This is a genomic window from Salinicola sp. MIT1003 (assembly GCF_001858555.1).
Taxonomy (GTDB): Bacteria; Pseudomonadota; Gammaproteobacteria; order Pseudomonadales; family Halomonadaceae; genus Salinicola; species Salinicola salarius.
On the sequence record NZ_MCAP01000005.1, the window covers coordinates 88,809 to 111,494 of the forward strand.

Below are 22,686 nucleotides of genomic sequence, written 5' to 3' on the forward strand. Positions count from 1 at the left end.
ACATTTTCAACACGACATTCAGTGGCCGACAAGGAGTGACGCCATGTCAGATTTTTCCGAAGAGTTTCGTATGCCCAAGGGGTGCCCCAATTGTGGCAATCACATGATGAAGGTTTCCCAGGCCAAATCCGCGGACGACCATGTCTATTGCACCTCCTGCAACGCGGAGGTCTGCTCCTGGGAAGAGGCCGAGCGGATCATGGCAGAGACGCCGCGCAGCGAATCCGAGCAGTTGATCGAAGACGTCATGAACAACAAGAAGCCTTCCGAAGACGACTATTGAAGCGCGATGCGGTGAGTGTCGAACACAAATGCCCCGGCTTGGCCGGGGCGTTTGCGTCTGGGTTTCAAAAGGAATGGATCTAGAGCAGTTCTTCCGCCGCCAGGGCAAGCCTCGAGCGCTCGACGCTCTTCAGGGTGATGTGACCGGCATGGGGCCAGTCGCGAAAGCGTTCCACCACTGCGGCCATACCGCAGGTATTGGCCGTGAGATAGGGCGTATCGATCTGGCCGACGTTACCCAGGCAGACGATCTTGGTATTGCGCCCGGCACGCGTGATCAGGGATTTGAGTTGCTTGGGCGTGAAGTTCTGAGCCTCGTCGATGATCAGGAAAGTGTCGTTCAGCGTGCGTCCGCGCATGAACGTGGGTGAGCGGATCTGCACGCGCGAGCCGATCAGCTGGCGGGTCGCGCCATCGTTCCAGCTGGACGAGCCCTCACGCTCGTCACGTAGCAGGTTGTCCATGTTGTCGTGGAAGGCGCCCATCCACGGCGACATCTTCTCTTCCTCGGTGCCCGGCAGGAAGCCGATATCCTCTCCCATCGGAATGGGCGCCCGCGTGAAGACGATACGTTCGAACTGCTTGCCATCCAGCGTCTGCTGCAGCGCAGCCGCCAGCGTCATGAAGGTCTTTCCGGTGCCCGCGCTACCCGCGAGGGTGAGGAAGTCGATGGTGGGGTCCATCAACAGGTTGAGGGCGAAGTTCTGACGGCTGTCGTGGGCATGCACGCCCCAGACGCCGCCGTGATGCCGGTAGTTGGTCAGCAATTGCAGCGTCGCCTTGCTGGGTCCGTGGCTGCGCACGATGGCTTCGAATTCCGCGCCGTTGTCGCTGTCGGAAACGAGCATTCCCACATGCCAGTCCTCGGGAATGCGGCCTTCCAGGTGGTAGAAGGTGTGACCGTCGGCGCGTTCGACCATGACTTCGACGTCCAGCGACTCCCACAGACTGCGACCGTCGCGGCCTGCGTCGGCGTAGACCTTTGCGCCTTCGATCATCGCGTCGAGGTCATCGAACGCCTTGTCATTGAGATAGTCTTCGACCGGCACGTTGAGTGCCGTGGCCTTGACTCGCAGGTTGATGTCCTTGGTCACCAGGATGACCGAGGCATCCGGCCGTTCATCGCGGAGCCGGCAGGTTTCGGCGAGGATGCGGTTGTCCGGCGAGTTTTCCAGTGTCTCCAGCGGCGCCAGGTCTCGGTAGCAGAGGAAACGCAGGCGGCCGGCAGAGCCGCCGGTCACGCGAGGAATGGGGATGCCTTGCTGGATCTCCTGGGGGGTAACGTGAGCGGTGAGGTCGGATAGGGTACGGCTGATTTGTCGGGCCGTGCGCGCGATCTCGCGCATGCCGTTCTTGTGTTTGTCGAGCTCCTCGAGCACCGTCATCGGAATGACGACGTCATGCTCTTCGAAGTGGTAGAGGGCTGTTGGGTCGTGGATCAGGACATTGGTGTCCAGTACGTAGAGCCTGTTCGCTTTCTTGTCGATTCGCACCATCGGCAAAAGCACTCCTGTGAGTTCAAGGCTTCTCGACCCTGACAGAGTGCGGTGACAGCTCGATGTCGCCCGACTCACTCCGTCAGTGCCACTATCGTTGGAACGTAAAGACTGTCTCGGCTTTACCTCTCTGACGGATGAAGTCGTTATCAGAATGGCCCCACGACGCCGAAAGCGCTACTCCCTTTTCTCACATCCGCAACAAAAACCGGTCGCGTGATCTCCTGGCGGCCGGCACCTATCCCTGCGCTGGCGAGGGAGAGCCAGACGGCAGCAACGAAAAAGCCCTGCCGAAGCAGGGCTCGATGAACGGGAGACCCGTAATCTCAGGTGTTGTCGTCGGCGTCGTCGCCTTTCTTGACTTCCACCTGCGCGATAGCCGGTTCGTTTTCACTCCGCCGATCCAGCTTGGCCAGCAGATTTTCCGATTCGCGCTTGAAGGCGGCGAGGGCATCGCCACGCAGGCTCTGGGATTCCGGCAGTTTCACGCGCATGGCATCGACCTGGTGATTGTTGACCAGTACCTCGTAGTGCAGGTGAGGGCCGGTAACGCGACCGGTGCTGCCCGAGAGCGCGATCTTCTCGCCCATCTTGACGTGTTCGCCGGGTTTGACCAGGGCCTTGCTCAAGTGAAGGAAGCGAGTCACATAACCGTTATTGTGCCGAATGGTAATGTAACGACCGGCAATGGGGTGGTTGACCACGCGTTCGACGACACCATCGGCCGGCGCGTCGACGGGCGTGCCGCTGCGCATCGCGAAGTCGGTGCCTTTATGCGGGCTGATGCGCCCGGTGACCGGGTGATGCCGACGCAGGTTGAACGAGGAGCTGATGCGGTAATGACCCTGGAAAGGGTAACGGTTGAAAGCCGGGTCGAGGCTGTTGCCATCCGGGGTGTAGAAATGGTCGTCGGCGCTGTTGCGAAGCACCGTCAGATTCATGCGCTCGCCCTCGTATTCCGCAGCTAGCACCTTGGAATCCAGAGGGTGCCCGTCGATCATGTCGGACTCTACCAGTACCCGGAACCGATCGCCGGCCCGTGCGTCGCGACGGAAATCGAGCTTCTTGGACAGCACATTGGTGAGCTCGGAGACCTCCGCGTTGGAGAGCCCCGTCGATTGAGCCGATAGTGCGAACGAGCCATTGACCGTGCCGCTGAACATGCGCTGAGCGGCTTCACCGGCTTTCTCGATCGGTGAATAGGCAAAGTCGGCCGATTCATCGTCGCGCTGGATCAGGTAACCCTCACGAGGATCCTTCATCACGCGCAGTGCCAACAGCTGGCCGTTCTCGTCGAGCTTGTAGTCGAAGCTATTGCCGACACGCCAACGGGTCAGAACCTTCTGATCCGGTACGGTGTTGAGGATCTGCATCACGTCGCTGTACGCGAGACCCAGCGTTCTTTCGGCAGTCAAAGCGAAGGAGTCGCCGCTTTGAATGGTATAACTCTGCCATTCCGGAACGTAGGTTTCCCTGGAAGCGATCTCGTCACCCAGCTCGGTATCGCCGGAGGGGTCCATCGTATTGTCGAACGACCAGTCTTCGTAAGACGTGCCCCCGATGTCGCTGTCATCGTCGTCGGATGCGGTTTGTACGTCTTTCGCAGGCAGCTGCATTGCTACCTGTTTGACGTCGGGCTCGATCGCCGGCTTGATGATGGGGGAGATCGTCTGCGCCTGCGAAGGCGTCGTCGAGCCTTCGTCAGCCTGCGCTTCGGAGATGAAATCGACCTGCATTACCTCCAGCGGCTTGAGTTGAGCCAGGGGAATGTCTTTCGTTAAATCGCCGAAGGAATAGGCGGGTTCTGCCGCCTCTTTCCGGGTGGCCGAATTGACGATCGATTGAGAAATGGTCGTCGTCGCGAGTGGAGTTTGCTGTTGTACGTCGTCGGCATCGCCGAAAACGCCCATGATTTTTTGCGTACCCAGCACGGTGACCATGGTGGCGACCGGAAGCAATAACACTTTGTGCGTGCGGGGTAGCGAATGAAATATTCGCAGCATGAAAATGGGGGCCCGGATAAAAAAGGATGACAAATTTAAATAAAGGCCGGGGAACCATACCCTAAGCTGGTGTTAATTGCCTAGTCTGTATTTAAGTACAGTGCCTGAGGCCGCGGCTCACGGGGCCTTGGCGAGATTGAGGCATCAGCTGAAAGTGTGGGGACGAGAGTTGCCGAGCGTAAGGTTATGTAAGGTAGTGGTGCATAGCTTTGCACCATCATGGTGCATGATAAAGCGCTGTTTTCCAGCCGAATCTTCATCTGTAAAAGGTTTGTAGGGATTTTATTGATCCAGAAGATTGCCAGGAGTAGAGCGATTTTTCGGCAACGTAACCACAGGTCAGTCACGATCATGGCGCTGACGCTTAATCTGGCGGCAAAATACCGAATCGAAGAAAAGCTGGGCTTTCAGGCATTTCTTCTGCGCATGAAGGTTCGAGGCTAACGGGAGAGTGTTGTGCCGAAAGTGACGTTGCTGCAGTGGCAAATGCTGGCGGCGGTAGCCGATAACGGTGGATTTGCCAAGGCCGCAGAAGTGATTCATCGAAGCCCGTCGACGCTCAATCACGCGATCCACAAGATCGAGGAGCAGCTGGGGGTGGCGCTTTTCGAGCCCAAGGGACGCCAGGTCGTGCTTACCGAGGCAGGAACCCTCCTGCTGCGCCGAGCGCGGCAATTGATCGAGAACGCTGCTTCGCTGGAAGACGTGGCCGAGCGTCTCGCCGGCGGGCTCGAGGCGGAAGTCACCTTGGCCGTGGATCAGGTCTTTCCGGCAGATGCGCTGGCCGAGGCGTTGACACGGTTCTCGGACGCGTTCCCGCACGTGCGCGTTCAGTTGCAGGAGACCGTCCTCAATGGTGCTGTCGAAATGTTGTATGAGGGGCATGCCGACCTCGTCATTTCGGGGGTCAGCGCCCAGGGCTTCCTGGGGCAATCCATCGTCGACGTGCCTTTCATCGCGGTGGCGCATCCCCGGCATCCCTTGCATCAGCTTGAGCGCGAGCTGGATTTGCGCGATCTGGAACGGCACCGGCAACTGGTCATTCGCGATTCTGCAGTGCGTCACCGGCTCGATGCAGGCTGGCTGAAGGCCGAGCAGCGCTGGACGCTGGGGCACCTATCGACATCGATCGACATGCTGGAGCGGGGGCTGGGCTTTGCCTGGGTGCCGGAAACGCGGATTCGCGCGGCGCTGGACCAGGGGCGACTGAAGGCGCTGCCGTTGCGCGCAGGTGGCGTGCGCCGGGTATCGCTGCAGCTCGTGCATCGTGACATCGATGGCGCCGGCCCGGCGACGCGTGCCCTGGCCGAGGCGCTGATGGCCAGCGTAGTCGCTACCTGCCCACAGGATGCCCGGCCGCAGAACTCGAATGCATCGATGCAGCCGAACGAATGAGCCGAGTTATTACGCTCGATCTCTGACCGAAGAGGTCTATCCTGTCAGCCATTCGGCATCTAACGGCACGCGTCACCGAACGGCGCGCACTGGCATTGACAGGAGAGACTCATGGGATTGCTTGTCGACGGAGAATGGCGAGACCAGTGGTATGACACCAAGAGCCACGGCGGCGAATTCGTGCGCGAGTCCGCCAAGCTGCGTGACTGGATCACGCCTGCCGGCGAGCCGGGGCCGCAAGGGCAGCCAGGGCTTGCGGTGGAAAGAGGACGTTATCATCTCTACGTATCGCTGGCCTGTCCGTGGGCGCACCGCACGCTGATCATGCGCAAGCTCAAGGGGTTGGAGGCGGAGATCGGCGTCTCCCATACCAGTCCGTTGATGCTCGACCAGGGCTGGAGCTATCGGGTGGACGAGGGATCGAGCGGCGATGAGGTCAACCATGTCGACTACCATCACCAGCTCTATACCTTGACCGACCCTCGCTACACCGGCCGGGTGACGGTGCCTGCGTTATGGGACCGGCAACAGCGGCGCATCGTCAACAACGAATCGGCAGAGATCCTGCGGATGCTCAACTCGGCATTCGATGAATTGACCGGCAACCGTCTGGATTTCTATCCCGACGACCTGCGTGACGTCATCGACGAGGTCAATGCGGACGTCTACGACAACGTCAACAACGGCGTCTACAAGACCGGCTTCGCAACCGAGCAGGCGGTATACGAGAAGCATTTCGTGGCGCTGTTCGACTGTCTCGACCGTCTGGAAGCGCGGCTCGAGAGCCAGCGGTATCTGGCGGGTGAGTGGTTGACCGAGGCCGATATCCGGCTGTTCACGACGCTGGTACGCTTCGATGCGGTCTACCATGGGCACTTCAAGTGCAATCGCCAGCGCATCGCCGACTTTCCGAACCTGTCGAATTATCTGCGCGAGCTATATCAGTGGCCGGGCATCGCGGAGACGGTGGACTTCGACCACATCAAGCGCCACTACTATTATAGTCACCCGACGATCAATCCGACCCGGATCGTTCCGTTGGGGCCGTCGCTGGCGCTGGATGCGCCGCATGACCGTGGGCAACTGTCCGGGCAGGGGATTCGCGGCGCCGAATGAGAGCCGGTTCACGACCTACTACGCGCTGGCAGTGGCCGTGTCAGCCACGGGCATGGCGTTGCAGCCAGCGATCCAGCGCGTTGGCGAACTCCCGGCGATCACCATCGGTATAGGCGTTGGGCCCCTGGGTATGTTCGCCGCTGGCGCGCAGCGTCTCCATGAAGTCCCGCATCTGCACTCGCGCCTTGATATTGTCGATACTCAGGCTTTCGCCGCGGGTGGTCATGACCTCGGCGCCACGTTCGATCACTTCCTGCGCCAGCGGCAGATCGCTGGTGATGACCAGGTCGCCGGTCGCGACAGCCTCGACGATCGCGTTGTCCGCGGCATCGAGTCCATGGGCCACCATTCGCGATTTGACCCAGGCCGATGGCGGTAACGGTAGCGCATGATTGGCGACCATCCAGGTCTGGGTGCGGGTGCGTTCGGCGGCCCGAATGATGATGTCGCGAGCGACGCGGGGGCAGGCGTCGGCATCGATCCACAGGGTGGGCTTGGGTGTCGGCATGGCGGGAAGGCTCGGCGTGTTCGTGTTGAAGATAGAAAACATCAAAGGGCGTTCAGTCTACGGCGTTCGGCTCAGAGCTTCATTCGGGGTTCCGTTGGCGACCCTTTCTGTAGGATTTTTACGTTCGGGTGGCGAAACGCCTACGCCGATGGTATAGTAGCGCTTCCTCGCATGTGTTGACCCCACCATCCTGCCGATATGTCTGTAATCGACGCCATCGACTTGTGAATCGATGCCCAGCACCGGACGTATCTCGTACATGACGCGCGGCCAAGCCGTTTTTCGCGTCCGGATGCAACGATGGAGCGCCTAGATCGGTTGATGTTTCAAGCAACCGGGCGCATCAAGGTCGCCACATATGCTATCGCTCCCGTCATCCGCGGGGCGACAAGCGCAATGCCAGGTGCGACCGGCATTCCGTGGTGATCACGCCACCGATGCCATGACATTTTCGCCGGTGCCTACCGGCCACTCCAAGGTGTGAAATGACCTCGACTGTTACTGTTTCGCCTAGCTTTGGCGATCTGGCGCTATTGCCGGAAGTACTGACTGCCCTCGAAACCCTGGGCTATGAAACTCCTTCACCGATCCAGACGCAGACGATCCCTGCGCTGCTGGAAGGTCGCGACATGCTGGGCCAGGCGCAAACCGGCACCGGCAAGACTGCGGCGTTCGCGCTGCCGTTGCTGAGCCGGCTCGACCTCGGTCGGCGTGAACCGCAAGTCCTGGTGCTGGCTCCGACGCGGGAACTGGCGCAGCAGGTCGCCGTGTCTTTCTCCAAGTATGGCCAGAATCTGAAAGGGCTGGAAATCGCCACCCTTTGTGGCGGTCAGGATTATCGTGAGCAGTTGACCGCGCTGAAGCGGGGGGCGCAGGTCGTCGTGGGAACGCCCGGTCGAATCATCGATCACCTGGATCGTGGCAGTCTCAAGCTCGATGGTCTTTCGGCGCTGGTTCTCGACGAAGCCGACGAAATGCTGCGCATGGGCTTCATCGACGACGTCAAGCGTGTGGTATCGGACACGCCGAAAGATGCCCAGCGGGTGTTCTTCTCGGCTACGCTGCCGAGCGAGATCGAGCGTATCGTCAACCGCTACCTGGTCGATCCGGTCAAGGTGACCATCGAATCCAAGGTCAGCACCGGCGAGAACATCGAACAGCGCGTGGTGCGTGTCGAAGGCCCCAGCAAGCTGGAAGCACTGGCGCGTATCCTCGAAGTCGAAACGGTCGACGCGGCTATCGTGTTCGTGCGTACGCGTGCTGCCTGTACCACGCTGGTGGAGCAGCTCACCGCTCGTGGCGTCAACGCCGCCGGTCTCTCGGGCGATCTCGACCAGAGCCTGCGTGAGCGCACCGTGACCCGTCTCAAGCGTGGCAAGGTCGACGTGCTGGTCGCGACCGACGTCGCGGCTCGTGGTCTCGACGTGCCGCGTATCACGCACGTGGTCAACTATGACCTCCCGCAGGACTCCGAAGCCTATATTCACCGCATCGGTCGTACCGGCCGTGCCGGTCGTGACGGTGTCGCCATCACCTTTGCCGGCGGTCGTGAAACCCGCAAGGTGCGCTGGGTCGAGCAGGCGACCGGCCAGGCCATGACCGAGATGCCGCTGCCCGACGAAGCGGCCATTCGTGCCCACCGCGACGACCGTTTCAGTGCGCGACTGCGCGAGATGCTCGAAGCCGGTGCCGATCATCAGCGTGCGCTGATCGAGAAGCTGGTCGAGGAAGGTCATGACCCGATCGATCTGGCGGCGGCATTGGCCACGCTGGCGCGAGCCGGTGAAGCGCCGATCGGACGTATCACCAGCTCGCCGTCGCGCCGCGACAATGGCCGTGATGGCGGTCGCGATAGCGGTCGTGAACGCGCGCCGCGCCGCCGCGAGAGCACGCCGCGTGAAGGCATGACTCGCTACCGCGTCTCGGTAGGCCACAAGGATGGCGTCAAGCCGGGCCAACTGGTCGGTGCTCTGGCCAATGAAGGTGGCATCGAAGGGGGCCGCATCGGTCGTATCGATATCCGTAACGCCTTCTCCGTGGTCGAGCTGCCGAGTGGTCTGCCGCCCTCGATTCTGGCCAAGATGTCACGGGCCCGCGTCGGCGGCCGTCCGCTGGAGATCTCTGAAGATCAGGGCGCGCCCGAGCGTGCACCGCGTCGTCGCAGCGATGGCGATGCGCCGGTTCGACGCTCTCGCGCTTGAACTGCCGACGACTGATCCGTTAGCGGGGCCCAGCCCCCTGGTAGTATCGAGACGCCGCCCACATAAAGTGGGCGGCGTTTTATTTTGCCTGTCGCTCGCACATCGCTGATCGGTCGCCCTGCAGGTAAAACAAGCCAGGTAAACGAACCAAGTAAACAAGCCAGGCGAGGACATAGTCCCTATGTCGGGCAGTCAGTGACGAACTTTGTATGCAATACTCGTTATCGCTGAATCGTGGCATGTCCCGATTCGATCCTGTTACGTCGCGGAAATGAGTCGATGGCCAAGACACTCAAGGACCAGTTATACGATGCGCTGCTGCGCAGCATGGCGAGCGGACACCTGGAGCCGGGGTTGGTACTGCTCGAAGGCAACATCGCTGAAATCTTCGGCATGAGCCGCTCCCCGGTGCGCCAGACTCTGGGGCGTTTACATCAGGAGGGTACCATCAGCCGCTTCGAGGGGCGGGGGTTTCTGGTGGGACGCGATCCGCACACGATCGTGCGCCGCTCGCTGACCGCCGCCGATTTTCGTGCGGCAGGCGGGCGGGCTTCGGTCAAGCGCACGGACTCCTGGCGCGCTCTGGCGGAAAAGGTCGAACACGATATCGTGCTCTGCTCGATGAAAGGGCGTCTCGAGCTCAACGAGCTGCAACTGGCCAAGTCGCTGGACGTGAGCCGTGCCACGACGTATCGCATCCTGCTGCAACTGCAGTCGCTGGGGGTAGTCGAGAAGATCAAGTACAGCAGCTGGAACGTGGTGCCGCTGGACGACGCACGGCTGCATCAGCTCTACGATGCCCGACGACAGCTGGAGCCGTTCATGATCGCGCGCGCCTGCGACCGGATTCCCGACGCCGCGATCCGCCGCTATCTCGACAGGTTGGATCAGGCGCAGACCCGATATCCCGAGGTTCAGGCCAGTCAGCTCGATGCGTTGGAAAACGACCTGCATCACGAGGCCCTGGAGCATGGCGGCAATGCCGAGATCCTGATCATGCTGCAGCGCACGCGGCCAATCCTGCTGATCAGCAAGCACTTGCTGGGCGGAGAGATCGAATTGCCACCGGGCGATCCATTCTTTGACGCGCATCGACAGGTATTCGAAGCCATGCAGTCACGCCGCCCCGCGCTGGCCGGCTCGGCATTGCATCAACATCTCGAGGCCTCGGAGTCGCTGGTCCAGGAGCGCCTGGCCAACTTCCGCCATTCCGGCGAGCTGGAGGCACCGGGCTATCTGCGCTGGCTCAGCCAGCGCTGAGCCGAAGCCCACAAGCGGGCGGGCGCCCGCCAATGTCAGTCGACGGCCATGCCATTACGACGGCGGAGTTCCCGGATCAGCGCGCTGTGGTCCAGTTCGCCATCGCCGTGGCCCAGCATGTCGCCGAACAGCGCATCGGCCTGGATGCTGACCGGAAGGTCCAGTCCCAGGCGGGTCATCTCTGCCATCGCCGTCTGGGTATCCTTGTATTGCCACTTGGCAGGACCGCCGGGGGCAAAATCTCGTTCGAGCATGCGCTGGCCGTGCATCTTGAGGATCGTCGAATCCGCGAAGCCGCCCATCAGCGCCTCACGCACCTGTGCGGGATCGGCGCCGCCACGTTCCACCAGCAGCAGCGCTTCCGCCACCGTGGCGATCGTGTTCGCGACGATCATCTGATTGGCGAGCTTGGCAAGCTGGCCGCTCCCGGCAGGGCCGACATGGGTCGGGCGGCCGAGGTTCGCCAGCAAGGCCCGGCAGCGTTCGAACGCGTCCGCCTCGCCGCCGGCCATGATCGCCAGCGTGCCATCGATGGCGCCGCGCTCGCCGCCGGAGACCGGGGCGTCCAGGTAGCCGACGCCGTGGCGGTTCGCGATCTCCGCCTGGTGCCGGGCGGTATCCACGGGAATCGAGCTCATCACGATCAGGCTGCTGTCGGGCGACATCTTGGCGATGACGCCATCCTCGCCCAGCAGAATCTCGTCACAGACCGGCCCGGCGCTCAGCATGACGATGACGACATCGGCGTCGCGGGCGGCGGCCACCGGAGAACCGGACGCTTCCACGCCGGCGCGCTGCAACGGAACCAGTTTGTCCGGCGAGCGATTCCAGGCGCGTACGCGATGGCCCGCCGCCGCCAGACGGCTGGCCATGGGCGCGCCCATGATGCCGGTGCCGATGACGGCAACGCTCCGGCTATCGGGGTGGGCGTGACGGTCCGAACGTGTGTGGGAATGGGGCATGACAAAGCTTCCTGAACGGGATCGAGCGCCGGATCCGAACCCGGCGCGTCATTCGGCGGGGCGGGGAAGAATGCGACCGGGCGACATCAGGCCGCGGGGGTCCAGCAGATGCTTGAGTCCCCGCATGATGTCGTATTCCGGCTCCGACAGCATCTCCATGAAGGCGCTCTGCTTGAAGCGGCCAATACCGTGCTCGGCGCTGATGCTGCCGTCGAAGTCGTCGACGATCTCGAATAGCCGCTCCTCCAGCTCGTGCAGCAGCGTCGAACGCTCGTCGGCCCCCAGCCCGGGCGGCGGCAGAATGTTGAAATGCAGGTTGCCATCGCCGATATGGCCGTAGGCGATGATCGTCGCCTGCGGACATAGCGCCTGGATCTCCTCGGAAGCGCACTGATGGAAGGCGCTCAGCGAGGAGATGGGTATCGAGACATCCGTGCGCAGGTGCTCGCCGCGATTGCGCTGCCCCTCCAGCATCGCCTCGCGAATGTGCCAGAGATTCCGGGCCTGGGCTTCACTGGCGGCGAGCACGCCATCGGTGAGGGCGCCCGCTTCGAATCCGCGTTCGAAGAGCGTCTCGATCATGGCGTCGAGGTCCAGCGGCCCGCTGGCGGCGACCTCCATCAGCACATAGACCGGTGCCGGGGCATCGAGCGGATCGCGCAGATCGGGGGCTGCCTCCATCGCCAGTTCGAGACAGGTGCGCGGCACCAGTTCGAACGCGGTCAGCAGATCGCAGCAACTGCGTCTCGCCAGCGCGTAGAGCTCCAGCACCGCGTCCACGTTCGGACACGCCAGTAGCGCCGTGCGGCTGACCTGAGGGCGGGGAAACAGCTTGAGGACTGCACCGGTAACGATGCCGAGCGTGCCCTCGGCGCCGATGAACAGCTGCTTCAGATCGTAGCCGGTATTGTTCTTGTGCAGCGCCTTCATGCCGTTGTAGATACGCCCGTCCGGCAGCACGACCTCCAGCCCCAGCACCAGTTGCCGCATCATGCCGTAGCGCAGCACATTGAGGCCGCCGGCGTTGGTCGAGACATTGCCGCCGATCTGGCAACTGCCCTGAGCTCCCAGCGAGAGCGGAAAGTCACAGTCGGCCGCCTCGGCGGCATCCTTGACCGATTGCAGAATGCAGCCGCCATCGACGCTCATGGTGAAGTTGATGGGATCGACATGGCGAATCGCTGCCATGCGCTCGAGGCTGACGACCAGCTCCGGATGATCCGCATCCGGCAGTGCGCCGCCGACCAGCCCACTGTGGCCGCCCTGTGGCACCAGCGGGATGTCGTGGCGATGGCAGTAGCCGACCACATCGGCCACCTGGCGCGTCGTCGAGGGGCGGGCGACGGCCAGCGGCTCGGCGCCATGATGGCCTGGCCAGTCGACGCGATAGCGCTCCATGTCGTCGGCCTCGGTCAGCAGCCCGCCCTTGCCCAGTAGGGTAGCCAGATCGTCGAGCAGTGCAGCCTGCGGGGTCATGAACCACCTCTCCAGAGATCATCGAAGGGGACATCGTCGAAATCATTCAGCATCATCGAAATCACCTGGCCTCAGCGATACCACAGCACGATCTGGGGGAAGAGCAGGAACAGCGCCAGCAGCGCGATCAGCGTGAAATAGAAGGGCAGCAGGCTCTTCACCAGGCTCTCCATGCCGACCTTGCCCACGCCGCAGCCGACATAGAGCACCGTTCCCACCGGTGGCGTGATCAGGCCGATCCCCAGCACGAACGACATCAGCACGCCGAAATAGACCGGATCGACCCCCAGCTTGACCACCACCGGCGTCATTAGCGGGGCCAGAATGACCATCGCCGGGGTCAGGTCCATGAAGAAGCCGACCACCAGCAGGAATCCGGTCAGAATCAGCAGCAGCAGGAACTGGTTCTCGGTGATGGCCGACAGGCTGACCACCAGTTGCTGCGGAATCATGTTGGCGGTCAGCAGCCAGGCCAGCACGCTGGCGAACGCCAGCAGCAGCATCACGACGCCGGTGAGCTTGCCGGTAGCGATGCAAAGCTCGAAGAAGCGCTTCAATGTCAGGCTGCGATAGATGAAGAACGACACCACGAAGGCGTAGACCAGGGCGATCGCCGCGCTCTCGGTCGGTGTGAACACGCCGGAGAGAATGCCCCCGACGATGATGACCGGCAACAGCAGCGCCAGCAAGGCCTCCTTCAATGCCGCGAACAGCTCAGGCACCGAGAACGGCTGGCCGCGCCCGTTCTTGCGCGATTGTACGTAGGTAGTGGCCGCCAGCCCCAGCGTGATCAGGATGCCGGGCACGATCCCCGCCATGAACAGCTGTGAAATCGAGGTGTTGGTGACCACGCCAAACAGGATCATCGGGATCGACGGCGGAATGATGATGCCCACTACCGAAGCGGCAACCACGATGGCCGTTGCCATTGGCGCACTGTAGCGATGCTGCTTCATCGGCTCGATCATCATGCTGCCGACGGCGGAGGCATCGGCCACGGCGGAGCCGCTGATGCCGCCGAAGAACATTGACGTGAGCACTGCCACCTGGCCGAGGCCACCGGCGACGAAACCGACCAGGGCGCTGGCGAGACGGACCAGTCGAGTGGCGATACCGCCCGCGCTCATCACTTCCCCGACCAGAATGAACAAGGGAATCGCCAGAAGAGGAAAGGAGTCCAGCCCGTTGACGGCCTGCGACACGATCGGCGACAGCGCATAGCCGGATTCGAAGAAGATGAACAGGCTGATGGCCGCGAGACCGAACGAGATCGGCATGCCGATGACGATACAGATGGCAAGCCCTATCAGAATGCTCCATAGAATCATGATGTCTTGCTCCGGAACGGGGCGCCTCTGATCAATTCGACCAAGGCAATGGTGTTGGCGATCATCGTCAGGATCGCCATCACTGGCATGGCGCTATAAAGGAAGGTCTGGGGAATGCCCAGCATCGGCGTGGCGCTGGTGTAGCCCGAGATCACTTCCTTGAACCCCAGCAGAATGCAGATGCAGACGATGTAGACGATGGCAATGCTCAACAGAGCGGCAGCCTTGCGTAGTCCGCCAGGCGCCTTGTCGCGGAAGAAGGTGACCGCCACATGCTCGTTGCCGAGACTGCCTACGCCTGCGCCCAGCAGCACCAGCCAGATGAACAGCACCCGGGAGAGTTCCTCGGCCCAGGTGTAGGAATAGTTGAGGACGAAGCGTCCAAAGACGTTGGCCGTGACGCAGAAGACCACACCGAGCACGAGCAGCCCGGCAGCGATTTCCAGCGTTTGGCGGAGCCAGCCCAGGAGACCCCGGGTGGCGGGGGAGTCGGCATTCATCATGACCTCCATGATCACGCAGGGCTAGCCGCAGGCGTCCGTGACGCCTGCGGCGAATCGGCACTTACTTCGACTGAGCCTGGGACTCGGCGCGGATACGGTCGATCAGATCGCCGCCAATCTTGTCCCGCCACTCGTCGTAGACCGGCGCCAGATCCTCCTGGAAGGTCGCGATCTGTTCCGGCGTCAGCTCGGTGATCTGCATGCCTTCGTCTTTCAGTTCCTGCTTGATCTGGTCATTCATGACGCGGCTGACATGACGCTCGTAGTCGCCCATCTGCTTGGCGGCCTCACGCAGCAGTTGCTGATAGCTCTCCGGCAGACGGTCCCAGAAACGCTCGGAAACCAGCGTGATGAAAGGCGTGTAGACGTGATTCGTTTCGGTGGCGTACGGCTGTACCTCATTGAATTTCGACGATTCGATGGTGATCCACGGGTTTTCCTGACCGTCGACGACACCCTGCTCCAGTGCAGTGAACAGCTCGGCGAAAGACATCGGTGTCGGATTGGCACCCAGCGTGCGCCAGATGTCCAGGTGGATCGGGTTCTGCATGGTGCGAACCTTGAGGCCATCCAGATCCGAGGGGGAGGCCACCGGCTGCTTGCTGTTGGTCAACTGGCGATAGCCATTCTCGGCCCAGCCGATGGCCACGAGGCCTTTGGTCGAGGCGTCCTCCAGCATCTGCTGGCCGATCTCGCCGTCGAGCACCTTGTCGGCGATTTCCGGCGTCGGGAACAGGAACGGCAGGTCGAATACGGCAAACTGCGGGAACATGCTCACCATCGGCGAGGTGGAAGGCGCCGTCATTTCCAGCGTGCCGGCCTGAAGCGCGCTGACCGACTGGAGATCGTCGCCGAGCTGGGCGCTGTGGAAGGTCTGCACCTCGATATGGCCGTCACTACGCTGCTCGACGATCTTCTTGAAGTATTCCAGACCGCGATACTGGGCACTGGACTGGGTCAGGCCGATATTGAACTTGAGGCTGTAGTCGTTGCCGTCCCCTTTGACGACATCGCCCTTGACCTCCGGAATCGGGGGCATTTCGGTGGCGGCGACGGCCGACAGGCTGGTCAGGCTCAGAACGGTTGCCACCATCAGCGAGGTCAACGGAGAACGGGCGCGACGGGATCGCGTGGCGGAAGGCGATGATGTGATTGTTGTCATCTTCAGCTCCAGAACGTTAGTGAAGTGAATAGCGCAATTGGCGTGCATGGCGTGAGTGACGTGCAGTCCGGCGCCGCGGGTTTCGGCGGCGTCCGAATGCTCGGGTCGGCGGCGCCGTCATTGCCAGGCGCTGCCATCGGGATATCGATGAGCGGCGAGGGAGTCCGCCTTCATGGTGACGCCGTAGCCGGGGGCATCCGGCACCAGGTAATGCCCGCGGCGGATTTGTACCGGGTCGACGAAATGTTCGTGGAGATGGTCGACGTATTCGAGCAAACGGCCTTCCAGCGAGCCGGAAACCGCGATGTAGTCGAACATCGAGATGTGCTGGGTGTATTCGCACAGGCCCACGCCGCCGCCATGGGGACAGACGGGAATGTCGTACTTTGCGGCCATCAGCAGCACCACGATCACTTCGTTGAGGCCACCCAGCCGGGCAGCGTCGAGCTGGCAGAAATCGATCGCATCGGCCTGGAACAGCTGCTTGAACATCACCCGGTTGTGGCAATGCTCGCCGGTGGCGACGCCGATCGGCGCCAGGCGGTGGCGGATTTCGGCATGACCCAGCACGTCGTCGGGGCTGGTCGGCTCCTCGATCCAGTGAGGACGAAACTCCGCCAACCGGCGCATGTTGGCGATCGCCTCGTCGACGTCCCACATCTGGTTGGCATCCATCATCAGCAGACGCGCTTCGCCGATCTCTTCGCGCAGGATGCGGGCGCGTCTTCGATCCTCCTCGATGTCGCCGCCGACCTTCTGCTTGAAGTGGTCCCAGCCATCGGCGATGGCATCGCGGCAGAGCTGGCGCATCTTCTCTTCCGAGTAGCCGAGCCAGCCAGCCGAGGTGGTATAGCCCGGATAGCCATGCTCGCGCAGTGCGGCTTCGCGTTCGGCCTTGCCGGCCTCGCGACGCTTGAGCAGGCCGATCGCCTCTTCCGGGGTCAGTGCATCGGTAACGAAGCGAAAGTCGAGACACCGCACCAGCGCTTCCGGGGTCATGTCGGCGAGCAGCTTCCACACCGGCTTGCCTTCATGCTTCGCCCACAGATCCCAGATCGCGTTGATCATCGCCGAGCAGGCCAGATGAATGACGCCCTTTTCCGGCCCCAGCCAGCGCAGCTGACTGTCGCCGCTGGTCAGCTCGCGCCAGTAGGCGCCCATGTCGGCGGTGATATCCGAAAGCGAGCGCCCCTCCAGGCGGGAGGCGAGAGATTCCACTGCCCTGACGCAGATCTCGTTGCCCCGGCCGATGGTGAAGGTCAGGCCATGGCCGGTAATGCCGTCGTCGGCGTCGGTATGCAGGATGACATAGGTGGCCGAGTAATCCGGCGCGGCATTCATGGCATCCGACCCGTCCAGCTCGCGGGAGGTCGGGAAGCGAATGTCCTGAACTTCGACCCGTTGAATCGTGGGCATGCTGACGAGATTCCTTGCCTTATGGATGAAGGTTGTCACGGTTTCCATGAAATACTTCGAAAAATACTGGACGCCAATTCGATATCTTTAGTCGTAGGATTGCCCGTGATTGGCGCGGTTATTTCAGGAAGTTAATCATGAAATCTGGCTGTCTTTTTGGAATGTATCGTCAGACTAATTGGCGCTCGCTGGCGCTGACCAATCTTTTTTTTTGCAACCTCGATAACCGGGGGTTATTGTCTTTGACCAAAGGCTTATCCGGATCGGAATGATGTCCAACGATAGTCGTAATCACGTCAAGGGTTGGCTGCGTATCAAGCATCTCGCGCTGCTTGTCACGCTGGACGAAAGTCGCAATCTTCACGCCACGTCTCGCCATATGAACATGAGCCAACCGGCCGCCAGCAAGATGCTCAAGGACATCGAGACGTTTTTCGGCATGACGCTGTTCTATCGCCAGCCTCGCAGCATGGAAATCACCGATGCCGGGCGGCTACTGGTGCGTTACGCCCGGACGATCCTCAACGACACCGATCGTCTGATAGACGATCTGGTATCGCTGCGTGAAGGGGGGCACGGCAAGCTGGTCATTGGCTCGGTACCCGGCGCGGCACCACTGCTGTTGCCCAAGGCGATCACCACGATCAAGTCTCGACGACCGCAGCTGGCGGTCAGCCTTTTCGAGAATTCCAGCGATCGGTTGCTGGCGGACCTGGAGTACAAACAGCTGGATGTCGTCATCGGACGCGTGACGGAACACGCCCAGCACCACCTGTTCGACTTCCTGCCGCTACAGGCTGAGCCGGTTTCGATCGTGGTGAGGGCGGGGCATCCGCTGTGCGAGCGTCCGCCCGGCCTGGGCGAGGTCGTGCGCTGGCCCTGGGTGCTGCATCCCATGAGCAGCCCGATGCGAGGACTGTTCGAGGTGGCGCTGGCCGAAGCCGGAGTCGCGACGCCGCGCAATGTGGTGGAAACCACCTCGACGCAGACCACGCTGCAACTGGTCAGCTCGTCGGATGCCATCGCCCTGTTGCCGACATCGGTGCTCAAGACGGCCGTTTCGGCGGGCAAGTTCACCGCGCTGCCGCTGGTGATCGGTGAACCGCTGGGCTACTACGGCGTGTTGACCCGCAAGGGAGAGGAGATATCCGATGTGGTCGGCGAGTTCATCGATACGCTGTTGATGCGCGACGAACCCTGAATTTCCACTGCCGACGCCAGGGCGGCGTCGGCAGCAGAAGCAGAAGCGATGGCTTCGGACTCACGCCGAACCGGCGTCAGCGTTGACCGAGGTGAGCCAGCAGCGCGCGGATACCGAAAGTCCACGGCGGCAGGCGGTCGCTGCGATCGACGACGTTGCTCAGCGTGCCCAGCCTTGGTGTCGAGATGGTCACCCGGTCGCCGATATGATGGGTGAAGCCCTGGCCTTCGCCGTCACGGTCCTGAATCGGCGAGAACATGGTACCGAGAAACAGCATGAAGCCATCCGGGTACTGGTGATGAGCGCCGTAGGTCTGCGCCACCAGATCCAGCGGATCGCGGCTGATCTCGCGCATGTCGCTCTGTCCTTCCAGCAGGAAGTCGTCGTCCGCCCCCTCGATGCGCAGCGATACCTGGGCATTGCGCACGTCATCGATGCCGAAGTGGTCGTCGAACAGCCGGATGAACGGCCCGATCGAACAGGAGGCGTTGTTGTCCTTGGCCTTGCCCAGCAGCAGGGCGCTGCGACCCTCGACATCGCGCAGATTGACGTCGTTGCCCAACGTGGCGCCACGCACTTTCCCCTGGGCGTCCACGGCCAGCACGATCTCCGGCTCCGGATTGTTCCACTCGGAGGCGGGATGCAGCCCGACGCGGGCGCCGTGGCCGACCGCAGACAGCGGCTGCGCCTTGGAGAACACCTCGGCGTCGGGGCCGATACCCACTTCCATGTACTGCGACCAGCCGCCACGCGCCTGGAGTTCCGCCTTGAGCGCCATCGCCTCTTCCGAGCCCGGCTTGATCCGCGACAGATCGCCACCGATCAGGGATTGAATCTCCTGACGCAGTTCGGCAGCGCGCTTGAGATCGCCGCCCGCCTGCTCCTCGATCACCCGCTCCAGCAGGCTGACCGCAAAGGTCACGCCGCACGCCTTGATCGCCTGCACGTCACAGGGGGCCAGCAGGTAGGGCGCACGCGGCGCGTCCCCGTGGCTGTTGGCGAGCACGTCCGTCAGCGTGCCGACGCTGTTGCCCGGCGCCTCGCGAGCGAGCCAGGCGGCATCGTCGCGCTCCAGCAGGTCGGCCATGGTCGAGACATGCTCGGAAAGATCGACCAGCACGTCGCCGCGCAGGGCCACCAGCGCCGGGCCGGCGCGGCCATCATCGCTGGTCAGCCAGACGCGTCCTACCAGCAGTGCCTGATCGGCATCTTCGGGAAGACAGTTGTCTTGAAGGCGGCCGGGATCATTGGGTTGGGTCATGAAAAACAGAGCTCCTGTCGAGTCGAAAGGGATGTGTGCTTGTTAGCCGAAGGCTGTCTTGCCGGCCAGGGATGAGTCTGCCACGGCGTTGCGCATGGCATCGACGACATCCGTCGGCAACGGGATGCCGTTGTCGAGATAGTCCCGGCGCCGGGCCAGGCCAGACTGGCCGGGCAGACGCACCGGCCTGGCGGGGTCGCGCGGTCGGCTGTCGAGGCAGCGTCTGGCGACATGGTCGGTCTCGTCGAGAAACGACTCGGTGCCGCCGAAGCGGGCCGGATCGATCACCATCACCATCACCGAAGCGCCCCAGCCCTCGGGGGCATCCTTGCGGCCGTAGCCGGAAAGGGCGGAGGTCAGCGCCTCGACCATCAGCCCCAGTGCGAAGCCCTTGTGACCGAAGGCGAGTTCGCCCAGCGGCAGAATGCTTCCTGCGGGCGAGGCGAAGTAGTCCTCCGGGTCGTCGCTGATCTCGCCGTGGCCGGTCAGAATCGCCGGATGATCGAGCTTGCCGCCGGCAGCGTGCGTCTTGCCTACGGTGCCGTTGGTGATGGTCGACATGCTGACGTCGATCAGCATCGGCTGTTCGCGCCCCGGGATGCCGATTGCCAGCGGATTGGGTGTGTAGACCCGATCCAGCCCGCCATAAGGGGCGACGGAGGCGACCGCCGGGTCCGAAGTCAGGATCAGCGGCACCAGGTTGGCCTCGACCAGCGGCTCCAGATACGCCGCCAGGCAGGCGATGTGATGCGAGCGCTTGAGGCTGACCATGCCGATGCCGAACGTTTTTGCAGCCTCGCGACAGTGGTCCAGCGCACGCTGGACGAGGTACGGCCCCAGCAGGTAGTGGCCGTCGAACAGCGCCGCGACCGGGCTGTTCTGCTGGATCTCGAGCCGCTCGTGATCGCCGCAGGCATGGCCCGCCTTGAGATCCTTGAGATAGCCGTTGGCCAGCTTCACCCCGTGGGTGTGGTGGCCGAGCAGGTCCCCCTCGACCAGAATGCATGCGGTGGTTTGCGCCACCTCCGGGCTCGCGCCATTTTCCTCGAACAGGGTAACCAGCGTCGAATGCAGGGCGGCAGCATCATATCGGGTCATGAGGACCTCGGCTTGTGACTGGGTTGTGGCGTGCTACGCCAGCGGCGGAACAGGCGGATCAGTGAAGGCAACAGCCAGATCAGGATGACCATCGCGCCCAGCGCGGCGCTGATCGGCCGCTCGAAGAAGGCCAGCAGATCGCCGTTGGATTTCAGCATCGAGCTCATGAAGCTGTTCTCCAGGGTACTGCCGAGCACCAGTCCGAGAATGGCGGGGGCCATCGGGAAGTCGTTGCGGGCGAGCACGAAGGCCACCAGCCCAATGATCAGCATGATCCAGATATCGGTGATCGAGTTGTTGATGGCGAAGGCGCCGACGATGCAGAAGCTCAGGATCACCGGCATCAGGATCTTGCGCGGTGTCAAAATGAACACCTTCGACGCGCGGATGGCGAGATAGCCGATCGGCAGCATGATCAGGTTGGCGACGAAGAACACCGTGAACAGGGCATAGACCTGGCCGCCGCCATTCATGAAGATCGTCGGGCCGGGGTTCATGCCCTTCATGTAGAGCACGCCGATGACGATGGCGGTAATGGTATCGCCGGGGATACCGAATACCAGCGCCGGGACCCAGGCGCCGCTGATGCCGGAGTTGTTGGCGGAACTGGCGTCGACGATGCCCTCGATATGGCCCGTGCCGTATTTCTCCTTTTCCCTGGAGCGGCTCTTGCCGAGGGCGTAGGCGATCCAGGCGGCGATGTCCGCTCCGGCACCGGGGAGCGCGCCGATCAGCGTGCCCAGGGAGCTGCCACGCAGCACGTTACGCCAGTAGGTCTTGATGTGCCCCGGCGCCTTGAGAAACACGCTGTCCTTCGCTGTCACCGGGACATGGCGTTCCTCGACCCGCGAGCCGTAGAACATCATGATCTCGTTCAGCGCGAACATGCCGATCATCACCGGGATGAAGTTGATCCCGGCCATCAGGTCGGGAACGCCGAAGGTGAAGCGGGGCGCACCGCTCATCATGTCCAGCCCCACGGTCGACAGCAGCAGGCCCACCGTCAGCGACAGGAAGGCTTTGACCCGGGATCCGATGGCGATGAAGATCGAGCTGCTCAGCCCCAGCAGCGCCAGCCAGAAGTATTCGAAGGAACTGAAATTGAGCGCCATTTCGGCCAGCGAGGGTGACACGAACACCAGCACCATCGTGCCGAACAGCCCGCCAATGACCGAACAGACCAGGTTGGTGCCCAGCGTTTCGCGGGCGCGTCCCTTCTGCGCGAGTCGATAGGATTCACCGACGTAGGCCGCCGATGCCGGCGTGCCGGGAATGTTGAGATAGGTGCCGGGAATATCGCCGGCGAAGATCGCCATCGCCGAGGTCGCCACGATCGCGGCGATGGCCGGGGTGGCATCCATGTAGAACGTGATCGGCACCAGCAGCGCCACCGCCATGGTGGCGGTCAAGCCGGGTATGGCCCCGACGAAGAGCCCGAAAACGGCCGCCGCGACGATGACCAGCATCGTCTGCAGGTTGAATACCATTGCCAGGCCTTGCAGGAAATCGTCCATGGGCAGTCACCAGGCGAATGTGAGGGTTTGGGAAAACAGCGTACCTTCCGGTAGCGGGATCAACAGGTAGCGCGAGAACAGCACATAGATTGCCGCGGCAACGATGATCGACACGAGCAGCGATAGCCACAGCCTGGCGCCCCGTATCAGCATCAGCACCAGCATGCTCGCCGCCATGCACAGCGCCGCGCCCAGAAATTCGCTGGCCAGGATGTAGAACACGACCAGCGCGCAGGGCAGCAGCGAGATCAGCAGGCCGCGGTAATCGTAGCTCGCCACTTGGGAGTGGGGACCGGCGAACGCGTTTTTGAGCTGGCCCACCCGAGTCAGTGCCAGCACCAGTCCGCCGATCACCATTCCCCCGCCGATCAGCGAGGGGAACAGCGACGGGCCGAACTGCAGCGCCGGCATGGTCGGATAGGTCTGGGCGACGGCAATGACCACGCCGCCGCCGATCATGAACGCCAGTCCGAGCAGGAAATCTCTCATGAGGTCGTCTCCCGT

General features: G+C 62.4%; 19 protein-coding genes. 6 read left to right on the forward strand and 13 right to left on the reverse strand.

Annotation, left to right across the window (positions count from 1 at the left end):
• Positions 1–43 precede the first annotated feature (43 nt).
• A complete protein-coding gene (locus tag BC443_RS02745; RefSeq protein ID WP_071230312.1) occupies positions 44–283 on the forward strand; it encodes a hypothetical protein in 240 nt (79 codons plus the stop codon).
• A 79-nt stretch (positions 284–362) separates the two neighbouring features.
• On the opposite strand, the gene BC443_RS02750 is transcribed toward BC443_RS02745, so the two are convergent.
• Together BC443_RS02750 and BC443_RS02755 are read right to left on the reverse strand one after the other, a co-directional pair.
• Complete coding sequence (locus BC443_RS02750) at positions 363–1,778, reverse strand: PhoH family protein (RefSeq protein ID WP_071230313.1); 1,416 nt, start codon at positions 1,776–1,778, stop codon at positions 363–365.
• A 326-nt stretch (positions 1,779–2,104) separates the two neighbouring features.
• Positions 2,105–3,742 carry a peptidoglycan DD-metalloendopeptidase family protein gene (locus tag BC443_RS02755; protein WP_348769667.1) on the reverse strand — a complete coding sequence of 546 codons (1,638 nt, stop codon included), beginning with the start codon at positions 3,740–3,742 and terminating at the stop codon, positions 2,105–2,107.
• A gap of 495 nt (positions 3,743–4,237) precedes the next feature.
• Between BC443_RS02755 and BC443_RS02765 the strand changes: the two genes are divergently transcribed.
• Positions 4,238–5,176: a LysR family transcriptional regulator gene (locus BC443_RS02765; RefSeq protein ID WP_071230316.1), complete on the forward strand. Its 939-nt coding sequence runs from the start codon at positions 4,238–4,240 to the stop codon at positions 5,174–5,176.
• A gap of 111 nt (positions 5,177–5,287) precedes the next feature.
• Positions 5,288–6,292 carry a glutathione S-transferase family protein gene (locus BC443_RS02770; RefSeq protein ID WP_071230317.1) on the forward strand — a complete coding sequence of 335 codons (1,005 nt, stop codon included), beginning with the start codon at positions 5,288–5,290 and terminating at the stop codon, positions 6,290–6,292.
• Between the two features lie 40 nt (positions 6,293–6,332).
• On the opposite strand, the gene BC443_RS02775 is transcribed toward BC443_RS02770, so the two are convergent.
• Positions 6,333–6,800 carry a YaiI/YqxD family protein gene (locus tag BC443_RS02775; protein ID WP_071230341.1) on the reverse strand — a complete coding sequence of 156 codons (468 nt, stop codon included), beginning with the start codon at positions 6,798–6,800 and terminating at the stop codon, positions 6,333–6,335.
• A gap of 485 nt (positions 6,801–7,285) precedes the next feature.
• On the opposite strand from BC443_RS02775, the gene BC443_RS02780 reads away from it, so the two are divergent.
• Both BC443_RS02780 and BC443_RS02785 read left to right on the forward strand, forming a co-directional pair.
• Complete coding sequence (locus BC443_RS02780) at positions 7,286–9,001, forward strand: DEAD/DEAH box helicase (protein WP_071230318.1); 1,716 nt, start codon at positions 7,286–7,288, stop codon at positions 8,999–9,001.
• A gap of 279 nt (positions 9,002–9,280) precedes the next feature.
• A complete protein-coding gene (locus BC443_RS02785) occupies positions 9,281–10,261 on the forward strand; it encodes a GntR family transcriptional regulator (protein ID WP_071230319.1) in 981 nt (326 codons plus the stop codon).
• Between the two features lie 35 nt (positions 10,262–10,296).
• Here BC443_RS02785 and BC443_RS02790 read toward each other — a convergent pair whose 3' ends face one another.
• From BC443_RS02790 to BC443_RS02815, 6 genes are all read right to left on the reverse strand, one after another.
• On the reverse strand, positions 10,297–11,223 hold the full coding sequence (locus BC443_RS02790; protein ID WP_071230320.1) for an NAD(P)-dependent oxidoreductase: 927 nt from the start codon (positions 11,221–11,223) through the stop codon (positions 10,297–10,299).
• Positions 11,224–11,271: 48 nt separating this feature from the next.
• A complete protein-coding gene (locus BC443_RS02795) occupies positions 11,272–12,699 on the reverse strand; it encodes an FAD-binding oxidoreductase (RefSeq protein ID WP_071230321.1) in 1,428 nt (475 codons plus the stop codon).
• A gap of 71 nt (positions 12,700–12,770) precedes the next feature.
• A complete protein-coding gene (locus tag BC443_RS02800; protein ID WP_139284229.1) occupies positions 12,771–14,027 on the reverse strand; it encodes a TRAP transporter large permease in 1,257 nt (418 codons plus the stop codon).
• Entirely contained in the window at positions 14,024–14,527 is a 504-nt protein-coding gene (locus tag BC443_RS02805; protein ID WP_071230322.1) for a TRAP transporter small permease, read from the reverse strand. The genes BC443_RS02800 and BC443_RS02805 overlap by 4 nt, the downstream gene beginning before the upstream one ends.
• A gap of 64 nt (positions 14,528–14,591) precedes the next feature.
• A complete protein-coding gene (locus tag BC443_RS02810; RefSeq protein ID WP_071230323.1) occupies positions 14,592–15,692 on the reverse strand; it encodes a TRAP transporter substrate-binding protein in 1,101 nt (366 codons plus the stop codon).
• A gap of 117 nt (positions 15,693–15,809) precedes the next feature.
• On the reverse strand, positions 15,810–17,108 hold the full coding sequence (locus BC443_RS02815) for an L-fuconate dehydratase (RefSeq protein ID WP_071230324.1): 1,299 nt from the start codon (positions 17,106–17,108) through the stop codon (positions 15,810–15,812).
• A gap of 271 nt (positions 17,109–17,379) precedes the next feature.
• Between BC443_RS02815 and BC443_RS02820 the strand changes: the two genes are divergently transcribed.
• A complete protein-coding gene (locus tag BC443_RS02820; RefSeq protein ID WP_071230325.1) occupies positions 17,380–18,309 on the forward strand; it encodes a LysR substrate-binding domain-containing protein in 930 nt (309 codons plus the stop codon).
• Positions 18,310–18,385: 76 nt separating this feature from the next.
• Here BC443_RS02820 and BC443_RS02825 read toward each other — a convergent pair whose 3' ends face one another.
• Genes BC443_RS02825 through BC443_RS02840 form a run of 4 tightly spaced genes read right to left on the reverse strand, consistent with a single transcriptional unit; the run spans position 18,386 to position 22,671 of the window.
• Positions 18,386–19,570 carry a fumarylacetoacetate hydrolase family protein gene (locus tag BC443_RS02825; RefSeq protein WP_071230326.1) on the reverse strand — a complete coding sequence of 395 codons (1,185 nt, stop codon included), beginning with the start codon at positions 19,568–19,570 and terminating at the stop codon, positions 18,386–18,388.
• A gap of 42 nt (positions 19,571–19,612) precedes the next feature.
• Positions 19,613–20,668 carry an Ldh family oxidoreductase gene (locus BC443_RS02830; RefSeq protein WP_071230327.1) on the reverse strand — a complete coding sequence of 352 codons (1,056 nt, stop codon included), beginning with the start codon at positions 20,666–20,668 and terminating at the stop codon, positions 19,613–19,615.
• The gene (locus BC443_RS02835; protein ID WP_071230328.1) at positions 20,665–22,182 is read right to left on the reverse strand and encodes a tripartite tricarboxylate transporter permease; all 1,518 of its coding nucleotides are present in this window, start codon (positions 22,180–22,182) and stop codon (positions 20,665–20,667) included. Before BC443_RS02835 ends, BC443_RS02830 begins: the two co-directional genes overlap by 4 nt.
• A gap of 6 nt (positions 22,183–22,188) precedes the next feature.
• The gene (locus tag BC443_RS02840) at positions 22,189–22,671 is read right to left on the reverse strand and encodes a tripartite tricarboxylate transporter TctB family protein (protein ID WP_071230329.1); all 483 of its coding nucleotides are present in this window, start codon (positions 22,669–22,671) and stop codon (positions 22,189–22,191) included.
• Positions 22,672–22,686: the final 15 nt, after the last annotated feature.